Genomic DNA, 15,659 nt, shown 5'->3' with positions numbered 1-15,659 from the left:
TTTGGCCTTAACTTTCAGTCAGACGGGAAAGGAACCCCGCTACCCGCTACTTGTACCGGTAGACAATGCGCCCACGGGTCAGGTCGTACGGGGACAACTCCACGACGACCCTGTCCTCGGGCAGGATGCGGATGTAGTGCTGCCGCATCTTGCCGCTGATGTGAGCCAGCACCTTGTGACCATTGGCCAGCTCCACGCGAAACATCGCGTTCGGCAGGGGCTCGATCACTCGGCCTTCGATCTCGATGGCTCCGTCTTTCTTGGGCATGTCCTCCGCTACCTGACATTGGGGTCTGGGGCAAGCTCGCAACGCCTTAACCGAACCCAACGAAGAGCCCGGCCCAGCCGCGGCTCCGACGTCACCAGAAGCGCTTGGTGGACATGCCGGAGTGGACGCTGCGCGCCAGCTAGCCAGTGTACGCGTGCCGTCGCATCGACACCAAACCGAGGTCGCCGTAACCCGGGGTCGGGTGTGTCGAGGACCGTAGAACAGGGCGGAAGTTCTCGTTGCCGACTTTTCGCCCTTCGGTGCCGACCGGCTCAGGAACCCGTCGAGTCGTCGTCGCGGACCCGCTGCCGCGCGGGCTGCTCGGTGGCCTCCGCGCCGGGCTCCGAGACGGCCGGGCCAGAGCCGTGGGACGCCGCGCCGGGCTCCGAGACGGCCGCGCCGGACCCGTGGGACGCCGCGCTGGGGCCAGGGGACGCCGCGCCCGCCTCGAGCGTCCTACGCTCCCGCCTCAGCTGGCGGGCCTGCTCCTTGCGGGCACGCTCCACCGCCTGCCGCCGAGGCTCCCCGCCGGCCAGCCCGGAGATGGTCTGCCACAGCAGCACCGCACCCCACGGACCCGCCACCCAGATCGGCCAGTAGTACCCCGGGTGCCCCGACGCCACGCTCGTGGCGAGCCACACCGCGGTGGTCACCGCGACGGCCGGGATCCAGCTGCTCCACACCTGCAGCAGCCAGCGCCGGGTCACGTGATCCTCGATCGGGACCGCCGCCGGGCCGACAGCCGTGGTGGCCGGAACCGCGGGCAGATCGGTCAGCAGGCCGTCCAGCTCGCCGTACGTCTTCGCGGCGTACGCCCGCTGCAACCGCTCGTCGTACTCGGCGAGGTCGAGCCGGCCCTCATCGAGCGCCGCCTGCAGGCGGGCCGCGACCTGCTGCCGATCGGAGTCGGCGGCCCGCATCTCGTCACGCCCCATGCCGTCCAGCATGCCAGCCGATGTCGGTGGGCGCGATCCCGCACGGCCCGCGCCGCCCGTCGGCCATCCGCGCCTGGCGCGAGAGGGTGGATCGCCGATCAGTTGATCGAGTCGGGCTGGGGCTGGCGGGCGGTCACCAGATCGCCGAGGCGGGCACGCCCCCCGTCCGGGGCCGTGGTGACCCAGACGCCGTCGTCCAGCAGGGCCATGGTGTGCTCGACGTGCGCGGCCATGGAGCTGTCCCGGGTGACGACCGTCCAGCCGTCCGACAGTTCGATGGTGCGCGGCGAGCCCATGGTGATCATCGGCTCGATGGCCAGGCACAGGCCGGGGACCAGGCGTGGCCCCTTGCCCGGCTTGCCGTGGTTGAGCACGTGCGGATCCTGGTGCATCTCGGTGCCGATGCCGTGGCCGCCGTACCCCTCGACGATCCCGTACCGGCCGGCGGAGCGGACCGCCTTCTCCACGTTGAAGGAGATGTCCGTGAGCCGCCCCCGGCCGTTGGCGCAGCCACGCGCCGCGGCGGCAATGCCCGCCCACATGGAGTCCTCGGCCACCGCGGCCATCCGCAACAGGGCAGGGTGGGTCTCGCCCACCCCGACCGTGATGGCCGCGTCGCCGTGCCACCCGTCCAGGATCGCGCCGCAGTCCAGGGAGATCAGGTCGCCTTCCTGGAGCACCTGATCGGCGGCCGGGATGCCGTGAACGACCTGCTCGTTGACCGAGGCGCAGATGGACGCCGGGAAACCGTGGTAGCCCTTGAACGACGGGACCGCCCCGGCGTCCCGGATCACCTTCTCCGCGATGGCGTCCAAGTCCGCCGTGGTGACGCCGGGGGCGACCGCCTCGCGCATCGCCTGCAGGGCTGCGGCAACCACCAGCCCGGCAGCGCGCATCAGCTCGATCTGCTCCGGGGTCTTCAGCTGGATGTCCAGCTGGGCGCGACGCACAATCAGCTCCCGTACGACCGCAGCGCCTCGATGGCGCGGTCCGTCACGTCCTCGACAGGGCCAGTGGCGTCGATGCCGACCAGCTTTCCCTGCGCACCGTAGAAGTCGACCAGTGGAGCGGTCTTCTCGGTGTACTCCACCAGCCGGTTGGCGATCGTCTCGGCCTTGTCGTCGTCGCGCTGGAACAGCTCCGAGCCGCACCGGTCGCAGACGTCGTCCTTGGTGGTGGGGTCGAACTCGATGTGCCAGATCTTGCCGCAGCCACGGCACGTACGCCGTCCGGACAGCCGGCGAATGACCTCGTCGTCGTCGACCACGAGCTCCATCACCAGGTCCAGCGCGGTGCCCAGATCGGCGAGCAGCTTGTCGAGCGCGGAAGCCTGCGGCACCGTACGCGGGAATCCGTCGAGCAGAAAGCCGTCGGCCGCATCGGGCTCGGCGAGCCGGTCCCGCACCATGTTGATGGTCACCTCGTCCGGTACGAGGTGACCAGCATCCATGTAGCGCTTCGCTTCGATACCCAGCGGTGTCCCCTGCGAGACGTTGGCCCGGAAGATGTCCCCGGTCGAGATCTTCGGTACGGCGAGGTGGGCGGCGATGTACTCTGCCTGTGTCCCCTTGCCGGCCCCCGGAGGGCCTACCAGCACCAGCCGCACCTACATCGCCTCGCTTCGGTGAGAACGAGCAATCGCCGACGCGCGAGCCCCCCGGCTCTGCGCCCCCACTACCGGAGGAACCCTTCGTAGTTGCGCTGCATGAGCTGGCTCTCGATCTGCTTCACCGTCTCCAGTCCCACACCGACCATGATCAGCACCGCGGTACCACCGAACGGGAAGTTCTGGTACTGCTTCTGATTGAGCCAGATGAAGAAGAAGTTCGGCAGCACCGAGATCAGGCCGAGGTACAGCGCACCCGGCAGGGTGATCCGGCTGAGGATGAAGTCGAGGTAGTCGGCGGTCGGCTTGCCGGGCCGGATGCCCGGGACGAACCCACCATACTTCTTCATGTTGTCTGCGACCTCGGTCGGGTTGAACGTGATCGAGACGTAGAAGTACGTGAAGAAGATGATCATCAGGAAGTACGTGGCGATGTAGATCGGGCTGGTCGGGTTCGCCAGGTGGTTCTGGATCCAGACCTGGTAGCCCTTGAGGTCGTTCTTGTTGAAGAACTGCAGGTACAGCTGCGGCAGGTAGAGCAGCGACGAGGCGAAGATGACCGGGACGACACCGGCCTGGTTGACCTTCAGCGGGATGTAGGTCGAGGTGCCGCCGTACATCCGCCGGCCGATCATGCGCTTGGCGTACTGCACAGGGATGCGCCGTTGCGCCTGTTCGATGAAGACCACCGCACAGATGATCACCAGCACGAGCGCGATCACCAGCGAGAACTTGCCCCACCCGCTGGTCTGCCGGATCGTCCAGCCCTCACCGGGCAGACGGGCTGCGATCGAGGTGAAGATCAGTACGGACATGCCGTTGCCGACGCCGCGGTCGGTGACCAGCTCGCCGAGCCACATGACCACGCCCGTGCCCGCGGTCATCGTGATGACCAGCATGGTCAGCGTCAGCCAGTCCGGGATGCCGGTGTCCTTGGGGATGATCGCGAACTTCGGGTTGTCCTGCGGGCAGGCGCCGGCGAACAGCTGGCCGGAGCGGGCCAGCGCCACGAACGCCGAGGATTGCAGGACCGCGAGGCCGAGCGTCAGGTACCGGGTGTACTGGGTGATCTTCGCCTGGCCGGACTGGCCCTCCTTGCGGAGCTGCTCCAGGCGCGGAATCACCACGGTGAGCAGCTGCAGGATGATCGACGCCGTGATGTACGGCATGATCCCCAGCGCGAAGACCGACAGCGACAACAGCGCGCCGCCGGAGAACAGGTTCAGCAGGTTGAGAACGCCACCGCCGGCGTCGGACTGGTGCACGGCGTCAAGGCAGTGCTTCACGTTGGTGTAGGAGACACCCGGGCTGGGCATCGTGGCCCCGAGCCGGTACACCGCGATGATCGCTACTGTGAACAGCAGCTTCTTGCGCAGGTCAGGCGTCCGGAACGCACTGGTAAAGGCGGAGAGCAACTTCTTCCTCCTGCGCAGGGTGACCGCCTGGACCGGCGGTTCGGGGGTAGGCATCGGTCCGGACGACCGATTTTCCTAGCTGGGAACGGACTCTAACAGTCTGGTGCGGTTGAGGTCAGGCACGGTGGCCGCATGTGCCTCACGGACGCGTCCTTGCCGCCTCGCCGGCCGCTGCAACAGGCGGCACCGGTCGGGTGAAACACCTGGCCAACGCCACAACGGGGATGCCAGCCCGAGCACCTGTCAGCGCCCCGGGCGGGCACCCCCGCACGCCGTCACAGCTCGGTGGTGGAACCACCTGCGGCCGCGATCTTCTCCTTGGCGGAGTCACTGAACGCGTGCGCCGTGATCTGCAGCGCGACGCCGCCCAGCTCGCCCGAGCCGAGGACCTTGACCGGCTGGCCCCGGCGAACCGCACCGGCGTCGGCCAGCTCCAGCGGGCCGACCTGGCCGCCGTTCGGGAACAGCTCCGCGAGCCGGTCCAGGTTGACGACCTGGAACACGACCTTGTTCTTGTTCTTGAAGCCCTTCAGCTTCGGCAGGCGCATGTGGATGGGCATCTGCCCACCCTCGAACGCCGCCGAGATGTTCTTCCGGGCCTTGGAACCCTTGGTACCCCGACCGGCCGTCTTGCCCTTGGAGCCCTCACCGCGACCCACACGGGTCTTCGCGGTCTTGGCACCGGGCGCCGGGCGGAGGTGGTGGACCTTGATCGCCATTACTCGACCTCCTCAACATTCACGAGGTGGCGCACGGCGAAGATCATGCCCCGGATCTCGGGGCGGTCCTCCTTGACGACCACATCGTTGATCCGCTTCAGGCCGAGCGACCGCAGGGAGTCCCGCTGGTTCTGCTTACGGCCGATCTCGGACCGGACCTGGGTGACCTTCAGGCGAGCCATCAGTGCACCGCCGCTTCCGCACGCGCCGCCAGCATGGCCGCCGGAGCCACGTCCTCGACCGGCAGGCCACGGCGCGCCGCGACCTTCTCCGGCGACTCGAGGCCCTTCAGCGCGGCCACCGTCGCGTGCACGATGTTGATCGGGTTCGACGAGCCGAGGCTCTTGCTGAGCACGTCGTGGATGCCGGCGCACTCAAGGACCGCGCGGACCGGGCCACCGGCGATGACGCCGGTACCGGCCGAGGCCGGCTTGAGCAGCACGACACCGGCCGCCGCCTCACCCTGGATCGGGTGCGGGATGGTCGCGCCGATGCGCGGCACCTTGAAGAAGTGCTTCTTGGCCTCCTCGACGCCCTTGGCGATCGCCGCGGGCACCTCCTTGGCCTTGCCGTATCCGATGCCCACGGTGCCGTCGCCGTCGCCGACGATCACCAGAGCGGTGAAGCTGAAGCGACGGCCACCCTTGACGACCTTGGCGACACGGTTGATCGCGACGACCCGCTCGAGATGGGGGGTCTTCTCGACGGGCGCGTTGCCGCGACCGCCCTCGCGGCGGTTGTCCCGGCGGCCGCCACCTTCGGTGTTACCGCCGGACCCGCCGCCACGGCGCTGCTGACCAGGCATTGGTCTTCCTTCCTAGAACTCGAGTCCGGCTTCGCGGGCGGCGTCGGCGAGAGCGGCGAGCCGCCCGCCGTACTGGTTGCCGCCGCGGTCGAAGACGACCTTGGACACGCCCGCGGCCTTGGCCCGCTCGGCGATGAGGGCGCCGACCTTGCCGGCCAGGGCGCTCTTGTCGCCCTCGGCACCGCGCAGCGAGGCGTCCAGCGTGGAGGCCGAGGCGAGCGTGTGCCCCTTGAGGTCGTCGATGACCTGCGCGGTGATGTGCCGCAGCGATCGGGTGACGACGAGACGGGGACGCTCGGCCGAGCCACGCAGGTGCTTGCGGACCCGGAAGTGCCGACGCGCCCGGCCCACGGAGCGCTTGGCGGCGACACCGCCGCCATTGCGGCGCTTGAGCAGCGTGGCGGTCACTTCTTACCTGCCTTTCCAGCCTTGCGGCGGATGACCTCGCCCTGGTACTTGACGCCCTTGCCCTTGTACGGCTCCGGCGGGCGGATCTTCCGGATGTTCGCGGCGACCTCGCCGACGAGCTGCTTGTCGATGCCCGACACCGTGAACTGGGTGGGCTTCTCCACCGAGAAGGCGATGCCGACCGGGGCGACCACGTTGACCGGGTGCGAGAAGCCGAGGGCGAACTCGAGGTCCTTGCCCTTGGCGGTCACGCGGTAACCGGTGCCGTTGATCTCCAGCGTCTTCTTGTAACCCTCGGTGACACCGATGATCATGTTGGCGACCAGGGTGCGCGACAGGCCGTGCAGCTCCTTGGCCCGACGCTCGTCGTTGGGGCGGTTGACGTGCAGCTCGCCACCCTCCTGCGCGACCGTGATCGGCTCGGAGACGACGTGCGAGAGCTCGCCCTTGGGGCCCTTGACCTTGACGGTCTGGCCCGTGATGGTGACGTCGACACCGGCCGGGACCGGGATCGACTTACGTCCGATTCGCGACATGTCAGAGTCTCCGTTACCAGACGAAGGCGAGGACTTCCCCGCCAACGCTCCGCTTGCGGGCCTGCCGGTCGGTCAGCAGCCCCTGGGACGTCGAAATGATCGCGACGCCCAGGCCGCCGAGCACGCGCGGGAGCTCGTCGGACTTGGCGTACACCCGGAGACCGGGCTTGGACACGCGCTTGATGCCGGCAAGGCTGCGCTCGCGGTTCTGGCCGTACTTGAGCTCAACGACCAGACGCTTGCCGACCGCGCCCTCCGCGGGCTCCTCGGCCGACCAGGCGGCGATGTAACCCTCTGCCTTGAGGACCTCGGCGATGTTCGCCTTGATCTTCGAGAAGGGCATCTCCACCTTGTCGTGGTACGCCTGGTTGGCGTTACGCAGACGCGTGAGCATGTCTGCGATCGGGTCAGTCATCGTCATGGGTGTTCGTCAACCTTTCTCGCCGGGGTTCCCGGATGCGGGCCTACGGCGAAGCGGTGTTGCAATAAGTCGGTTACCAGGAAGCCTTCGACACGCCCGGGAGCTCGCCGCGGTGGGCCATCTCCCGGATGCACACCCGGCAGAGGCCGAACTTGCGGTAGACCGAGTGCGGGCGCCCGCAGCGCTGGCAACGGGTGTACGCGCGCACAGCGAACTTCGGCTTCGCGGCAGCCTTGAGGATCAGCGCCTTCTTCGCCATGCTCAGTTCTCCTTGAACGGGAAGCCCAGGAGCTTGAGCAGCGCCCGGCCCTCGTCGTCGGTGGTGGCGGTCGTGACCACCGTGATGTCCATGCCGCGCGTCCGGTCGATCTTGTCCTGGTCGATCTCGTGGAACACCGACTGCTCGGTCAGACCGAAGGTGTAGTTGCCGTGCCCGTCGAGCTTGCGTCCGTCCAGGCCGCGGAAGTCGCGGATACGGGGCAGCGCGATCGACAGCAGCCGGTCGAGGAACTCCCACATCCGGTCGCCGCGCAGCGTGACCTTCGCGCCGATCGGCATGCCCTCGCGGAGCTTGAACTGCGCGATGGACTTGGTGGCCCGGCGCACGAGCGGCTTCTGGCCGGTGATGGTGGTCAGGTCACGCACGGCGCCGTCGATCAGCTTGGCGTCGCGGGCGGCCTCACCCACACCCATGTTCACGACGACCTTCACCAGGCCGGGAACCTGCATGGGGTTGCCGTACTTGTACTGCTCCTTGAGTCCCGCGACGACCTCTTCGCGGTACTTCTGCTTGAGCCGGGGCAGGGTCTTGGTCTCGGTAGCGGCAGTCATCACAGGTCCTTACCGGTGCTACGCGCGATACGGATCTTCTGCCCGTTGTCGTCGATCCGGTAGCCGACACGGGTCGGCTTGCCCTGGTCGTCCACGATCTGCACGTTCGAGATGTGGATCGGGGCTTCCTGCGTGACGATGCCACCGGTCTTGGAACCGCGCTGAGTGGTGCGGATGCGTTCGTGCTTCTTGATGCGGTTGACGCCCTCGACGAGAACCTTGTCCTGCCGCGGGAAGGCCGCGATGACCTTGCCCTTGGCACCCTTGTCCTTGCCGGCGATGACGACGACCGTGTCGCCCTTCTTGATCTTCACGGTCAGAGCACCTCCGGCGCCAGGCTGATGATCTTCATGAACCGCTTGTCACGCAGCTCGCGGCCGACCGGGCCGAAGATGCGGGTGCCGCGGGGGTCACCGCCGTCCTTGATGATCACGGCGGCGTTCTCGTCGAACCGGATGTACGAGCCGTCGGGGCGACGCCGCTCCTTGGCGGTGCGGACGATGACCGCCTTCACGACGTCGCCCTTCTTCACACCGGCGCCCGGAATGGCGTCCTTGACCGTGGCCACGATGACGTCGCCGATGCTCGCGTAGCGACGACCGGAGCCGCCGAGCACGCGGATGCACAGGATCTCCCGGGCACCCGTGTTGTCGGCGACGCGCAGTCGCGACTCCTGCTGGATCACGTCTGTCTCCTATGTCTGCCAGTTCTCCGGAGACGTACCGAAGCTTGGCGGAACGATGGGCCGCCGGGCCGGAATCACCGGCCCGGCGTGCTCACTTGGCCTTTTCGAGGATCTCCACGATCCGCCACCGCTTGGTGGCGGACAGCGGACGGGTCTCCATCAACAGCACCCGGTCGCCGATTCCGCAGGCGTTCTGCTCGTCGTGCACCTTCAGCTTGCTGGTACGACGGAGAACCTTGCCGTAGAGGGCGTGCTTGACGCGGTCCTCGACCTCGACGACGACGGTCTTGTCCATCTTGTCGCTGACCACGAGGCCCTCGCGAACCTTGCGCTGGGGCCGCGCCTCGGCGTTGCTGTTCTCACTCATGCTGTTGTCACCTCATCCGGCGCGACCGAGAGACCCAGCTCGCGCTCACGCATGATCGTGTAGATCCGTGCGATGTCCCGACGGACGACCTGCAGCCGACGGTGGTTGTCGAGCTGGCCCGTGGCGCCCTGCACGCGGAGGTTGAACAGCTCCGCCTTGGCCTCCCGCAGCCGTGCGACCAGCTCCTCCTCGGAGAGTTCGCGCAGCTCGCCGGCCTTAACGCCCGCTGCCATCAGCTTTCACCCACTTCGCGTGTCACGATGCGGCACTTCATCGGGAGCTTGTGGATCGCGCGGCGCATCGCCTCGCGCGCGATCGTCTCGTTCGGGAAGGACATCTCGAAGAGGATCCGACCCGGCTTGACGTTCGCCACCCACCACTCGGGCGAACCCTTACCGGAACCCATCCGGGTCTCGGCAGGCTTCTTGGTCAGGGCCTGGTCCGGGAAGATCGAGATCCAGACCTTGCCACCACGCTTGATGTGACGGGTCATCGCGATACGCGCGGACTCGATCTGCCGGTTGGTCACATACGCCGGCTCCAGCGCCTGGATACCGAACTCGCCGAAGACCACCCGGTTGCCGCCCTTGGACGCGCCGGAGCGGTCCGGATGGTGCGGCTTGCGGAAGCCCTTCGGGGGCTTACGCGGCATCAGCATGTGTCAGCCCTCCTGCTGCGTCTCGGCCGGAGCCGCGGCGGGCGCGGCTGTTTCGGTCGACTCGGTGGCGGCGGCCTGAGCCGCACGACCGGCCTCGGTGCCCCCGGCGGTGGTCCCGGACGAGCCGGAACGGCCGCGGCGCGGACGCTCGGGACGGTCGCCACGCTCACGGCGCGGACGCGCAGGCGCCTCGGCCGGGGCCTCACGGCCCGGCACGGCGTCGCCCTTGTAGATCCACACCTTCACGCCGATGCGGCCGAACGTGGTACGCGCCTCGAAGAAGCCGTACTCGATGTTGGCGCGCAGGGTGTGCAGCGGGACGCGACCCTCACGGTAGAACTCCGTGCGGCTCATCTCCGCGCCGCCGAGACGGCCGGAGACCTGCACCCGGATGCCCTTGCAGATCGGGTTCTTCATCGCCGACTGCATGGCCTTGCGCATCGCCCGGCGGAAGCTGACCCGGCTGGACAGCTGCTCGGCGACGCCCTGCGCCACCAGCTGTGCGTCCGACTCGGGGCTCTTCACCTCGAGGATGTTCAGCTGGACCTGCTTACCGGTGAGCTTCTCCAGCTCGCCGCGGATCCGGTCGGCCTCCGCGCCCTTACGGCCGATCACGATGCCCGGCCGGGCGGTGTGGATGTCGACGCGGACCCGGTCGCGGGTCCGCTCGATGTCCACCTTGGAGATGCCGGCACGCTCCAGGCCCTTGGACATCATCCGGCGGATCTTGACGTCCTCGCCGATGTAGTCCTTGTAGAGCTTGTCCGCGAACCAGCGGGACTTCCAGTCCGTGGAAATGCCGAGGCGGAACCCGGTGGGGTGAACCTTCTGACCCATTACTCGGCACCCTCCGTGCTCTGGGACTCGGCGGCCTGCGGCTCAGCGGCCTTGGTGGCCTTCTTCGCCGCGGCCTTCTTCGCCGGGCGGGCCGTCTGGACCGCCTCGACCGCCACGGTGATGTGGCAGGTGCGCTTGCGGATCCGGTACGCCCGGCCCTGCGCGCGCGGCCGGAACCGCTTCAGCGTCGGACCCTCGTCGACGAACGCCTCACTGACGAGGAGTGCGTCGGGGTCGAGCCGCTCGTTGTTCTCCGCGTTCGCGATCGCGCTGGCGAGCACCTTGTAAACCTGCTCACTCGCCGCTTGCGGCGCGAACTGCAGCACCGTGAGCGCCTCCTTCGCGGGCAGACCGCGGACGAGGTTGATCACCCGGCGCGCCTTGTTCGGCGAGATGCGCACGTGACGCGCAACCGCCCGCGCGCCCGGAAGCGCCGGTGCGTCGCCCTTGACTGGCATCGCTGTAGCTCCTTGATCCTCTAATCCGTGTGTCTGCTCAGCGCCGACGGCTCTTGCGGTCGTCCTTCTCGTGACCCTTGAACGTACGGGTCAGCGCGAACTCGCCGAGCTTGTGGCCGACCATGGCCTCGGTGATGAACACCGGGACGTGCTTGCGTCCGTCGTGCACGGCGATCGTGTGCCCGAGCATGTCGGGGATGATCGTCGAGCGCCGCGACCAGGTCTTGATGACGTTCTTCGAGTTCTTCTCGTTCTGGACTTCCACCTTCTTGAGCAGGTGGTCGTCGATGAACGGGCCCTTCTTCAGGCTACGAGGCATCTTCTTCTACTCCCGTTACCCGCGCTTGCGGGTGGCGTAGCGGCGGCGAACGATCATGCGGTCGCTCTCCTGGCCCTTGCGGCGGGTACGGCCCTCCGGCTTACCGGCCGGGTTGACCGGGTGGCGACCACCGGAGGTCTTGCCCTCACCACCACCGTGCGGGTGGTCGATCGGGTTCATGGCGACACCACGGACGGTCGGGCGCTTGCCCTTCCATCGCATGCGGCCGGCCTTGCCCCAGTTGATGTTCGACTGGTCGGCGTTGCCGATCTCGCCGACCGTGGCGCGGCAGCGCACATCGACGCGGCGGATCTCACCGGAGGGCATACGCAGCGTGGCGTACGCGCCCTCGCGGCCGAGCAGCTGGATGCCGCAGCCCGCCGAACGGGCCAGCTTGGCGCCACCGCCGGGACGAAGCTCCACGCCGTGGACCGTCGTACCGACCGGGATGTTGCGCAGGGGCAGGTTGTTGCCCGGCTTGATGTCCGCGCCCGGCCCCGACTCGACCCGGTCGCCCTGCTTGAGGTCCTTCGGCGCGACGATGTAGCGCTTCTCGCCGTCGGCGTAGTGCAGCAGTGCAATACGGGCGGTGCGGTTGGGGTCGTACTCGATGTGCGCGACCTTGGCCGGCACGCCGTCCTTGTCGTTGCGCTTGAAGTCGATCAGCCGGTACTGCCGCTTGTGGCCGCCGCCCTGGTGCCGCGTGGTGATGCGGCCGTGGACGTTGCGGCCGCCCTTCTTGGGCAGCGGGACCAGCAGGGACTTCTCCGGCGTCGACCGGGTGATTTCCGCGAAGTCGGCGACGCTCGAGCCGCGGCGGCCCGGCGTGGTCGGCTTGTACTTACGAATAGGCATGAGTCAAACCCCTTAGCTGACCGGGCCGCCGAAGGCCTCGATACGGTCACCGTCAGCCAGCTTGACCATCGCGCGCTTGGTGGCCTTGCGCTGACCGAAGCCGGTCTTCGTGCGCTTGCGCTTGCCCTCGCGGTTGGCGGTGTTCACCGTCAGGACGCGAACATTGAAGATCTGCTGGATCGCGATCTTGATCTGGGTCTTGTTCGCGTCCGGGTGGACGAGGAACGTGTACCAGTTCTGGTCGAGAACGCTGTAGCTCTTCTCGGAGACCACGGGTGCGACGATGATGTCGCGCGGGTCGGCGATCGTGCTCACTTGTTCCCCTCCTCGGCCGGCACGCCCAGGAACTCGTCCAGCGCGTCCTTCGTGAAGACGACGTCGTCGGCGACCAGCACGTCGTACGTGTTCAGCTGGCCGGCCTCGATCAGGTGGACGGTCGCCTCGTTGCGCAGCGACAGCCAGTTCAGCTCGTCGTGGGCGCTCAGCACGACCAGGACCTTCGTGGCCTCGGTGGCCTTGCGCAGCGTGGCGATCGCGGCCTTGGTCGACGGCTTCTCGCCGCTGACGAACGCCTCGACCACGTGCACCCGGCCCTCGCGGGCCCGGTCGGAGAGGGCACCGCGCAGCGCGGCGGCCTTCATCTTCTTGGGGGTCCGCTGGCTGTAGTCGCGCGGCACGGGGCCGTGCACCACACCACCGCCGGTGAACTGCGGCGCACGGATCGAGCCCTGACGGGCGCGGCCGGTGCCCTTCTGCTTGTACGGCTTCTTGCCGCCACCGGCGACCTCGCCGCGGGTCTTCGCCTTGTGCGTGCCCTGCCGGGCCGCGGCGAGCTGGGCCACGACGACCTGGTGCATCAGCGGGATGTTCGCCTGCACGTCGAAGATGTCGTTGGGCAGCTCGACGGAGCCGGACTTGGCACCCTCGGCGTTCAGCACGTCGACGGAACTCACTGGGCACCACCCTTCTTCGCCGCGGTGCGGACCAGGATCAGCGCGCCCTTGGGACCGGGCACGGCACCCTTGACCAGGATCAGGTTGTTGTCGGTGTCGACGCCCTGCACGGTCAGGTTCTGCACCGTGAAACGGCGGCTGCCCATGCGGCCGGCCATCCGGGTGCCCTTGAAGACGCGGGCCGGGGTGGCGCAGGCGCCGATCGAGCCGGGCGAACGGTGCTTGCGCTCGACACCGTGGCTGCCCTTGAGACCGTGGAAGCCGTGCCGCTTCATGACGCCGGCGTAGCCCTTGCCCTTGGTCTTGCCCGTGACGTCGATCGGGGTCCCGGGCGCGAACGCCTCGACGGTGACCTCCTGGCCGAGCTCGTACTCGGTCGCGTCCACGGTGCGCAGCTCGACGATGTGCCGCCGCGGCGACACGCCGGCCTTCGCGTAGTGGCCGCCCTCGGGCTTGTTGACCTTGCGCGGGTCGATGGCGCCGAACGCCAGCTGGACGGCGGCGTAGCCGTCCTTCTCGGGGGTGCGGACCTGGGTCACGACGCACGGGCCGGCCTGCACCACGGTGACTGGGACGACCTTGCCGTTGTCCCACACCTGAGTCATGCCGAGCTTGGCGCCCAGGATGCCCTTAACTTGCCTGTCCATTGTCCGGATCCCTACAGCTTGATCTCGATGTCGACGCCAGCCGGCAGGTCGAGGCGCATGAGCGAGTCGACCGTCTTCGGAGTCGGGTCGATGATGTCGATCAGACGCTTGTGCGTGCGCATCTCGAAGTGCTCGCGCGAGTCCTTGTACTTGTGCGGCGAACGGATCACGCAGAAACGGTTGATCTCCGTGGGCAGCGGCACCGGGCCTGCAACCTGCGCCCCGGTACGCGTCACCGTCTCGACGATCTTTCGCGCCGAGGAGTCGACGACCTCGTGGTCATAGGCCTTGAGCCGGATGCGGATCTTCTGTCCCGCCATGGTGGCTTCTGTTTCCTTCTCTCGATGCCGCTACGTGCGAAAGCGGGTGGCCCTCGCATGCCCGCAGGACCGTCGATCCTGCGATGTCCGACCCCCGCGGTCGGGCGTGTCGCGCGCCGAAACCTGACTCACCCCAGCACGCTGGAGCGATCGGTGATCGCGGGGATCAGGGTGCCGGCGGCCGAAGCACGCGCCGGACACCGGGCGAGGGCGGTTGGCAGCTCCACCCCTTGCGAAGCGACGGACTGCCAACCACCCTGCGCGGACGCAACCTGACTAGTATGCCGTATTCACTGCGGCAACGCTAATCGGGGTCACCGTACTCACTTGTTGATCTTCGTGACCGTTCCGGCGCCGACGGTGCGGCCACCCTCGCGGATCGCGAACTTCAGGCCCTGCTCCATGGCGATCGGCTGGATCAGCTTCACGCTCATGGTGGTGGAGTCGCCCGGCATGACCATCTCGGTGCCCTCGGGCAGCGTGACGACGCCGGTGACGTCCGTGGTACGGAAGTAGAACTGCGGACGGTAGTTCTGGAAGAACGGGGTGTGCCGGCCGCCCTCTTCCTTCGAGAGGATGTAGACCTGGCCCTCAAACTCCGTGTGCGGGGTCGTGGTGCCCGGCTTGACGACCACCATGCCGCGCTCGACGTCCTCGCGCTTGATACCGCGCAGCAGCAGACCGACGTTCTCGCCCGCACGGGCCTCGTCGAGCAGCTTGCGGAACATCTCGATGCCGGTGCAGACGGTCTTCGTCGACTTCTCGCGGATGCCGACGATCTCGACCTCCTCGTTCGGCTTGAGGATGCCGCGCTCGGCCCGGCCGGTGACGACCGTACCGCGACCGGTGATCGTGAAGACGTCCTCGATCGGCATGAGGAACGGCTTCTCGGTCTCACGCTCGGGCTGCGGGATCGCGGTGTCGACCGCGTTCATCAGCTCCATGAGCTTCTCCGACCAGGTCGGGTCGCCCTCGAGCGCCTTGAGCGCGGAGACGCGCACGACCGGCACGTCGTCGCCCGGGAACTCGTACGTGCTGAGCAGCTCGCGGACCTCGAGCTCGACGAGCTCCAGGAGCTCCTCGTCCTCGACCATGTCGCTCTTGTTCAGCGCCACGACGATGTACGGAACGCCGACCTGGCGGGCCAGGAGCACGTGCTCCTTGGTCTGCGGCATCGGGCCGTCGGTCGCCGCGACCACCAGGATCGCGCCGTCCATCTGCGCGGCACCGGTGATCATGTTCTTGATGTAGTCGGCGTGGCCGGGGCAGTCCACGTGCGCGTAGTGCCGCGCCGCGGTCTGGTACTCGACGTGCGCGATCGAGATCGTGATACCACGGGCCTTCTCTTCAGGCGCCTTGTCGATCTCGTCGAACGGGGTGTACGGGTTCAGGTCCGGGTACTGGTCGTGCAGGACCTTCGTGATGGCCGCAGTCAGCGTCGTCTTACCGTGGTCGATGTGACCAATGGTGCCGATGTTGACGTGCGGCTTAGTCCGCTCGAACTTCGCCTTCGCCACTGGTGTCCTCCTGTGGACTGGGTTCTTTTCTCGCCCGGCGCGCCGATGTGGCGCTTAGGACTCTGTCGACTGCTCGTGCGCGTGCGGCCCGCGACGGAC

At 67.8% G+C, this 15,659-nt stretch carries 26 protein-coding genes and 1 pseudogene; all 27 read right to left on the bottom strand.

Annotated elements, in window-relative coordinates:
- Positions 1–46: 46 nt before the first annotated feature.
- On the bottom strand, positions 47–268 hold the full coding sequence (gene infA, locus ACMCNK_RS26855) for a translation initiation factor IF-1 (RefSeq protein WP_007073013.1): 222 nt from the start codon (positions 266–268) through the stop codon (positions 47–49).
- Between the two features lie 428 nt (positions 269–696).
- A pseudogene (locus tag ACMCNK_RS26850) lies at positions 697–1,188 on the bottom strand (DUF1707 domain-containing protein); the annotation flags it as partial.
- A gap of 113 nt (positions 1,189–1,301) precedes the next feature.
- Positions 1,302–2,153, bottom strand: coding sequence for a type I methionyl aminopeptidase (map, locus tag ACMCNK_RS26845; RefSeq protein WP_412739124.1), 852 nt, complete (start codon positions 2,151–2,153; stop codon positions 1,302–1,304).
- A gap of 2 nt (positions 2,154–2,155) precedes the next feature.
- Positions 2,156–2,809 (bottom strand): adenylate kinase, encoded by a 654-nt coding sequence (locus ACMCNK_RS26840; protein WP_130510648.1) that lies wholly within the window; start codon positions 2,807–2,809, stop codon positions 2,156–2,158.
- A 68-nt stretch (positions 2,810–2,877) separates the two neighbouring features.
- Positions 2,878–4,224 (bottom strand): preprotein translocase subunit SecY, encoded by a 1,347-nt coding sequence (gene secY / locus ACMCNK_RS26835; protein ID WP_412741004.1) that lies wholly within the window; start codon positions 4,222–4,224, stop codon positions 2,878–2,880.
- 275 nt (positions 4,225–4,499) lie between these two features.
- Entirely contained in the window at positions 4,500–4,943 is a 444-nt protein-coding gene (rplO, locus tag ACMCNK_RS26830; protein WP_412739123.1) for a 50S ribosomal protein L15, read from the bottom strand.
- Complete coding sequence (gene rpmD, locus ACMCNK_RS26825) at positions 4,943–5,125, bottom strand: 50S ribosomal protein L30 (protein WP_412739122.1); 183 nt, start codon at positions 5,123–5,125, stop codon at positions 4,943–4,945. Before rpmD ends, rplO begins: the two co-directional genes overlap by 1 nt.
- Positions 5,125–5,748 (bottom strand): 30S ribosomal protein S5, encoded by a 624-nt coding sequence (gene rpsE / locus ACMCNK_RS26820; RefSeq protein ID WP_412739121.1) that lies wholly within the window; start codon positions 5,746–5,748, stop codon positions 5,125–5,127. The genes rpmD and rpsE overlap by 1 nt, the downstream gene beginning before the upstream one ends.
- Before the next feature lie 12 nt (positions 5,749–5,760).
- Positions 5,761–6,144: a 50S ribosomal protein L18 gene (gene rplR, locus ACMCNK_RS26815; protein ID WP_412741003.1), complete on the bottom strand. Its 384-nt coding sequence runs from the start codon at positions 6,142–6,144 to the stop codon at positions 5,761–5,763.
- Between the two features lie 8 nt (positions 6,145–6,152).
- Positions 6,153–6,692: a 50S ribosomal protein L6 gene (gene rplF / locus ACMCNK_RS26810; protein WP_412739120.1), complete on the bottom strand. Its 540-nt coding sequence runs from the start codon at positions 6,690–6,692 to the stop codon at positions 6,153–6,155.
- Positions 6,693–6,705: 13 nt separating this feature from the next.
- Entirely contained in the window at positions 6,706–7,113 is a 408-nt protein-coding gene (rpsH, locus tag ACMCNK_RS26805) for a 30S ribosomal protein S8 (protein WP_412739119.1), read from the bottom strand.
- 73 nt (positions 7,114–7,186) lie between these two features.
- On the bottom strand, positions 7,187–7,372 hold the full coding sequence (locus ACMCNK_RS26800; protein WP_106130632.1) for a type Z 30S ribosomal protein S14: 186 nt from the start codon (positions 7,370–7,372) through the stop codon (positions 7,187–7,189).
- A 2-nt stretch (positions 7,373–7,374) separates the two neighbouring features.
- Complete coding sequence (gene rplE / locus ACMCNK_RS26795; protein WP_412739118.1) at positions 7,375–7,944, bottom strand: 50S ribosomal protein L5; 570 nt, start codon at positions 7,942–7,944, stop codon at positions 7,375–7,377.
- Positions 7,944–8,264, bottom strand: a complete 321-nt coding sequence (gene rplX, locus ACMCNK_RS26790) for a 50S ribosomal protein L24 (protein ID WP_412741002.1) — start codon at positions 8,262–8,264, stop codon at positions 7,944–7,946. Before rplX ends, rplE begins: the two co-directional genes overlap by 1 nt.
- Complete coding sequence (gene rplN, locus ACMCNK_RS26785; RefSeq protein ID WP_023358185.1) at positions 8,261–8,629, bottom strand: 50S ribosomal protein L14; 369 nt, start codon at positions 8,627–8,629, stop codon at positions 8,261–8,263. The genes rplX and rplN overlap by 4 nt, the downstream gene beginning before the upstream one ends.
- 91 nt (positions 8,630–8,720) lie before the next feature.
- The gene (rpsQ, locus tag ACMCNK_RS26780; RefSeq protein WP_412739117.1) at positions 8,721–8,996 is read right to left on the bottom strand and encodes a 30S ribosomal protein S17; all 276 of its coding nucleotides are present in this window, start codon (positions 8,994–8,996) and stop codon (positions 8,721–8,723) included.
- Positions 8,993–9,229, bottom strand: coding sequence for a 50S ribosomal protein L29 (gene rpmC, locus ACMCNK_RS26775; protein WP_130510637.1), 237 nt, complete (start codon positions 9,227–9,229; stop codon positions 8,993–8,995). Before rpmC ends, rpsQ begins: the two co-directional genes overlap by 4 nt.
- Positions 9,229–9,654 (bottom strand): 50S ribosomal protein L16, encoded by a 426-nt coding sequence (rplP, locus tag ACMCNK_RS26770; protein WP_127545789.1) that lies wholly within the window; start codon positions 9,652–9,654, stop codon positions 9,229–9,231. Before rplP ends, rpmC begins: the two co-directional genes overlap by 1 nt.
- Before the next feature lie 3 nt (positions 9,655–9,657).
- Positions 9,658–10,491: a 30S ribosomal protein S3 gene (gene rpsC / locus ACMCNK_RS26765; RefSeq protein WP_412739116.1), complete on the bottom strand. Its 834-nt coding sequence runs from the start codon at positions 10,489–10,491 to the stop codon at positions 9,658–9,660.
- Positions 10,491–10,949, bottom strand: a complete 459-nt coding sequence (gene rplV, locus ACMCNK_RS26760) for a 50S ribosomal protein L22 (RefSeq protein WP_412739115.1) — start codon at positions 10,947–10,949, stop codon at positions 10,491–10,493. The genes rpsC and rplV overlap by 1 nt, the downstream gene beginning before the upstream one ends.
- A 37-nt stretch (positions 10,950–10,986) precedes the next feature.
- A complete protein-coding gene (gene rpsS / locus ACMCNK_RS26755; protein WP_071803322.1) occupies positions 10,987–11,268 on the bottom strand; it encodes a 30S ribosomal protein S19 in 282 nt (93 codons plus the stop codon).
- Positions 11,269–11,283: 15 nt separating this feature from the next.
- Positions 11,284–12,123, bottom strand: coding sequence for a 50S ribosomal protein L2 (gene rplB, locus ACMCNK_RS26750; protein ID WP_130510634.1), 840 nt, complete (start codon positions 12,121–12,123; stop codon positions 11,284–11,286).
- A 12-nt stretch (positions 12,124–12,135) separates the two neighbouring features.
- Positions 12,136–12,438: a 50S ribosomal protein L23 gene (gene rplW, locus ACMCNK_RS26745; protein ID WP_412739114.1), complete on the bottom strand. Its 303-nt coding sequence runs from the start codon at positions 12,436–12,438 to the stop codon at positions 12,136–12,138.
- Positions 12,435–13,076 (bottom strand): 50S ribosomal protein L4, encoded by a 642-nt coding sequence (gene rplD, locus ACMCNK_RS26740; protein ID WP_412739113.1) that lies wholly within the window; start codon positions 13,074–13,076, stop codon positions 12,435–12,437. Before rplD ends, rplW begins: the two co-directional genes overlap by 4 nt.
- Positions 13,073–13,723: a 50S ribosomal protein L3 gene (gene rplC, locus ACMCNK_RS26735; protein ID WP_412739112.1), complete on the bottom strand. Its 651-nt coding sequence runs from the start codon at positions 13,721–13,723 to the stop codon at positions 13,073–13,075. Before rplC ends, rplD begins: the two co-directional genes overlap by 4 nt.
- Before the next feature lie 11 nt (positions 13,724–13,734).
- Complete coding sequence (gene rpsJ / locus ACMCNK_RS26730; protein ID WP_007073037.1) at positions 13,735–14,043, bottom strand: 30S ribosomal protein S10; 309 nt, start codon at positions 14,041–14,043, stop codon at positions 13,735–13,737.
- 323 nt (positions 14,044–14,366) lie between these two features.
- Entirely contained in the window at positions 14,367–15,560 is a 1,194-nt protein-coding gene (gene tuf / locus ACMCNK_RS26725; protein ID WP_130510630.1) for an elongation factor Tu, read from the bottom strand.
- Positions 15,561–15,659: the final 99 nt, after the last annotated feature.

It is taken from the genome of Krasilnikovia sp. MM14-A1259 (assembly GCF_047159535.1).
Taxonomy (GTDB): Bacteria; Actinomycetota; Actinomycetes; order Mycobacteriales; family Micromonosporaceae; genus Actinoplanes.
The sequence above is the reverse complement of the archived record's forward strand: the minus strand, read 5'-3'. Positions and strand labels throughout refer to the sequence as shown.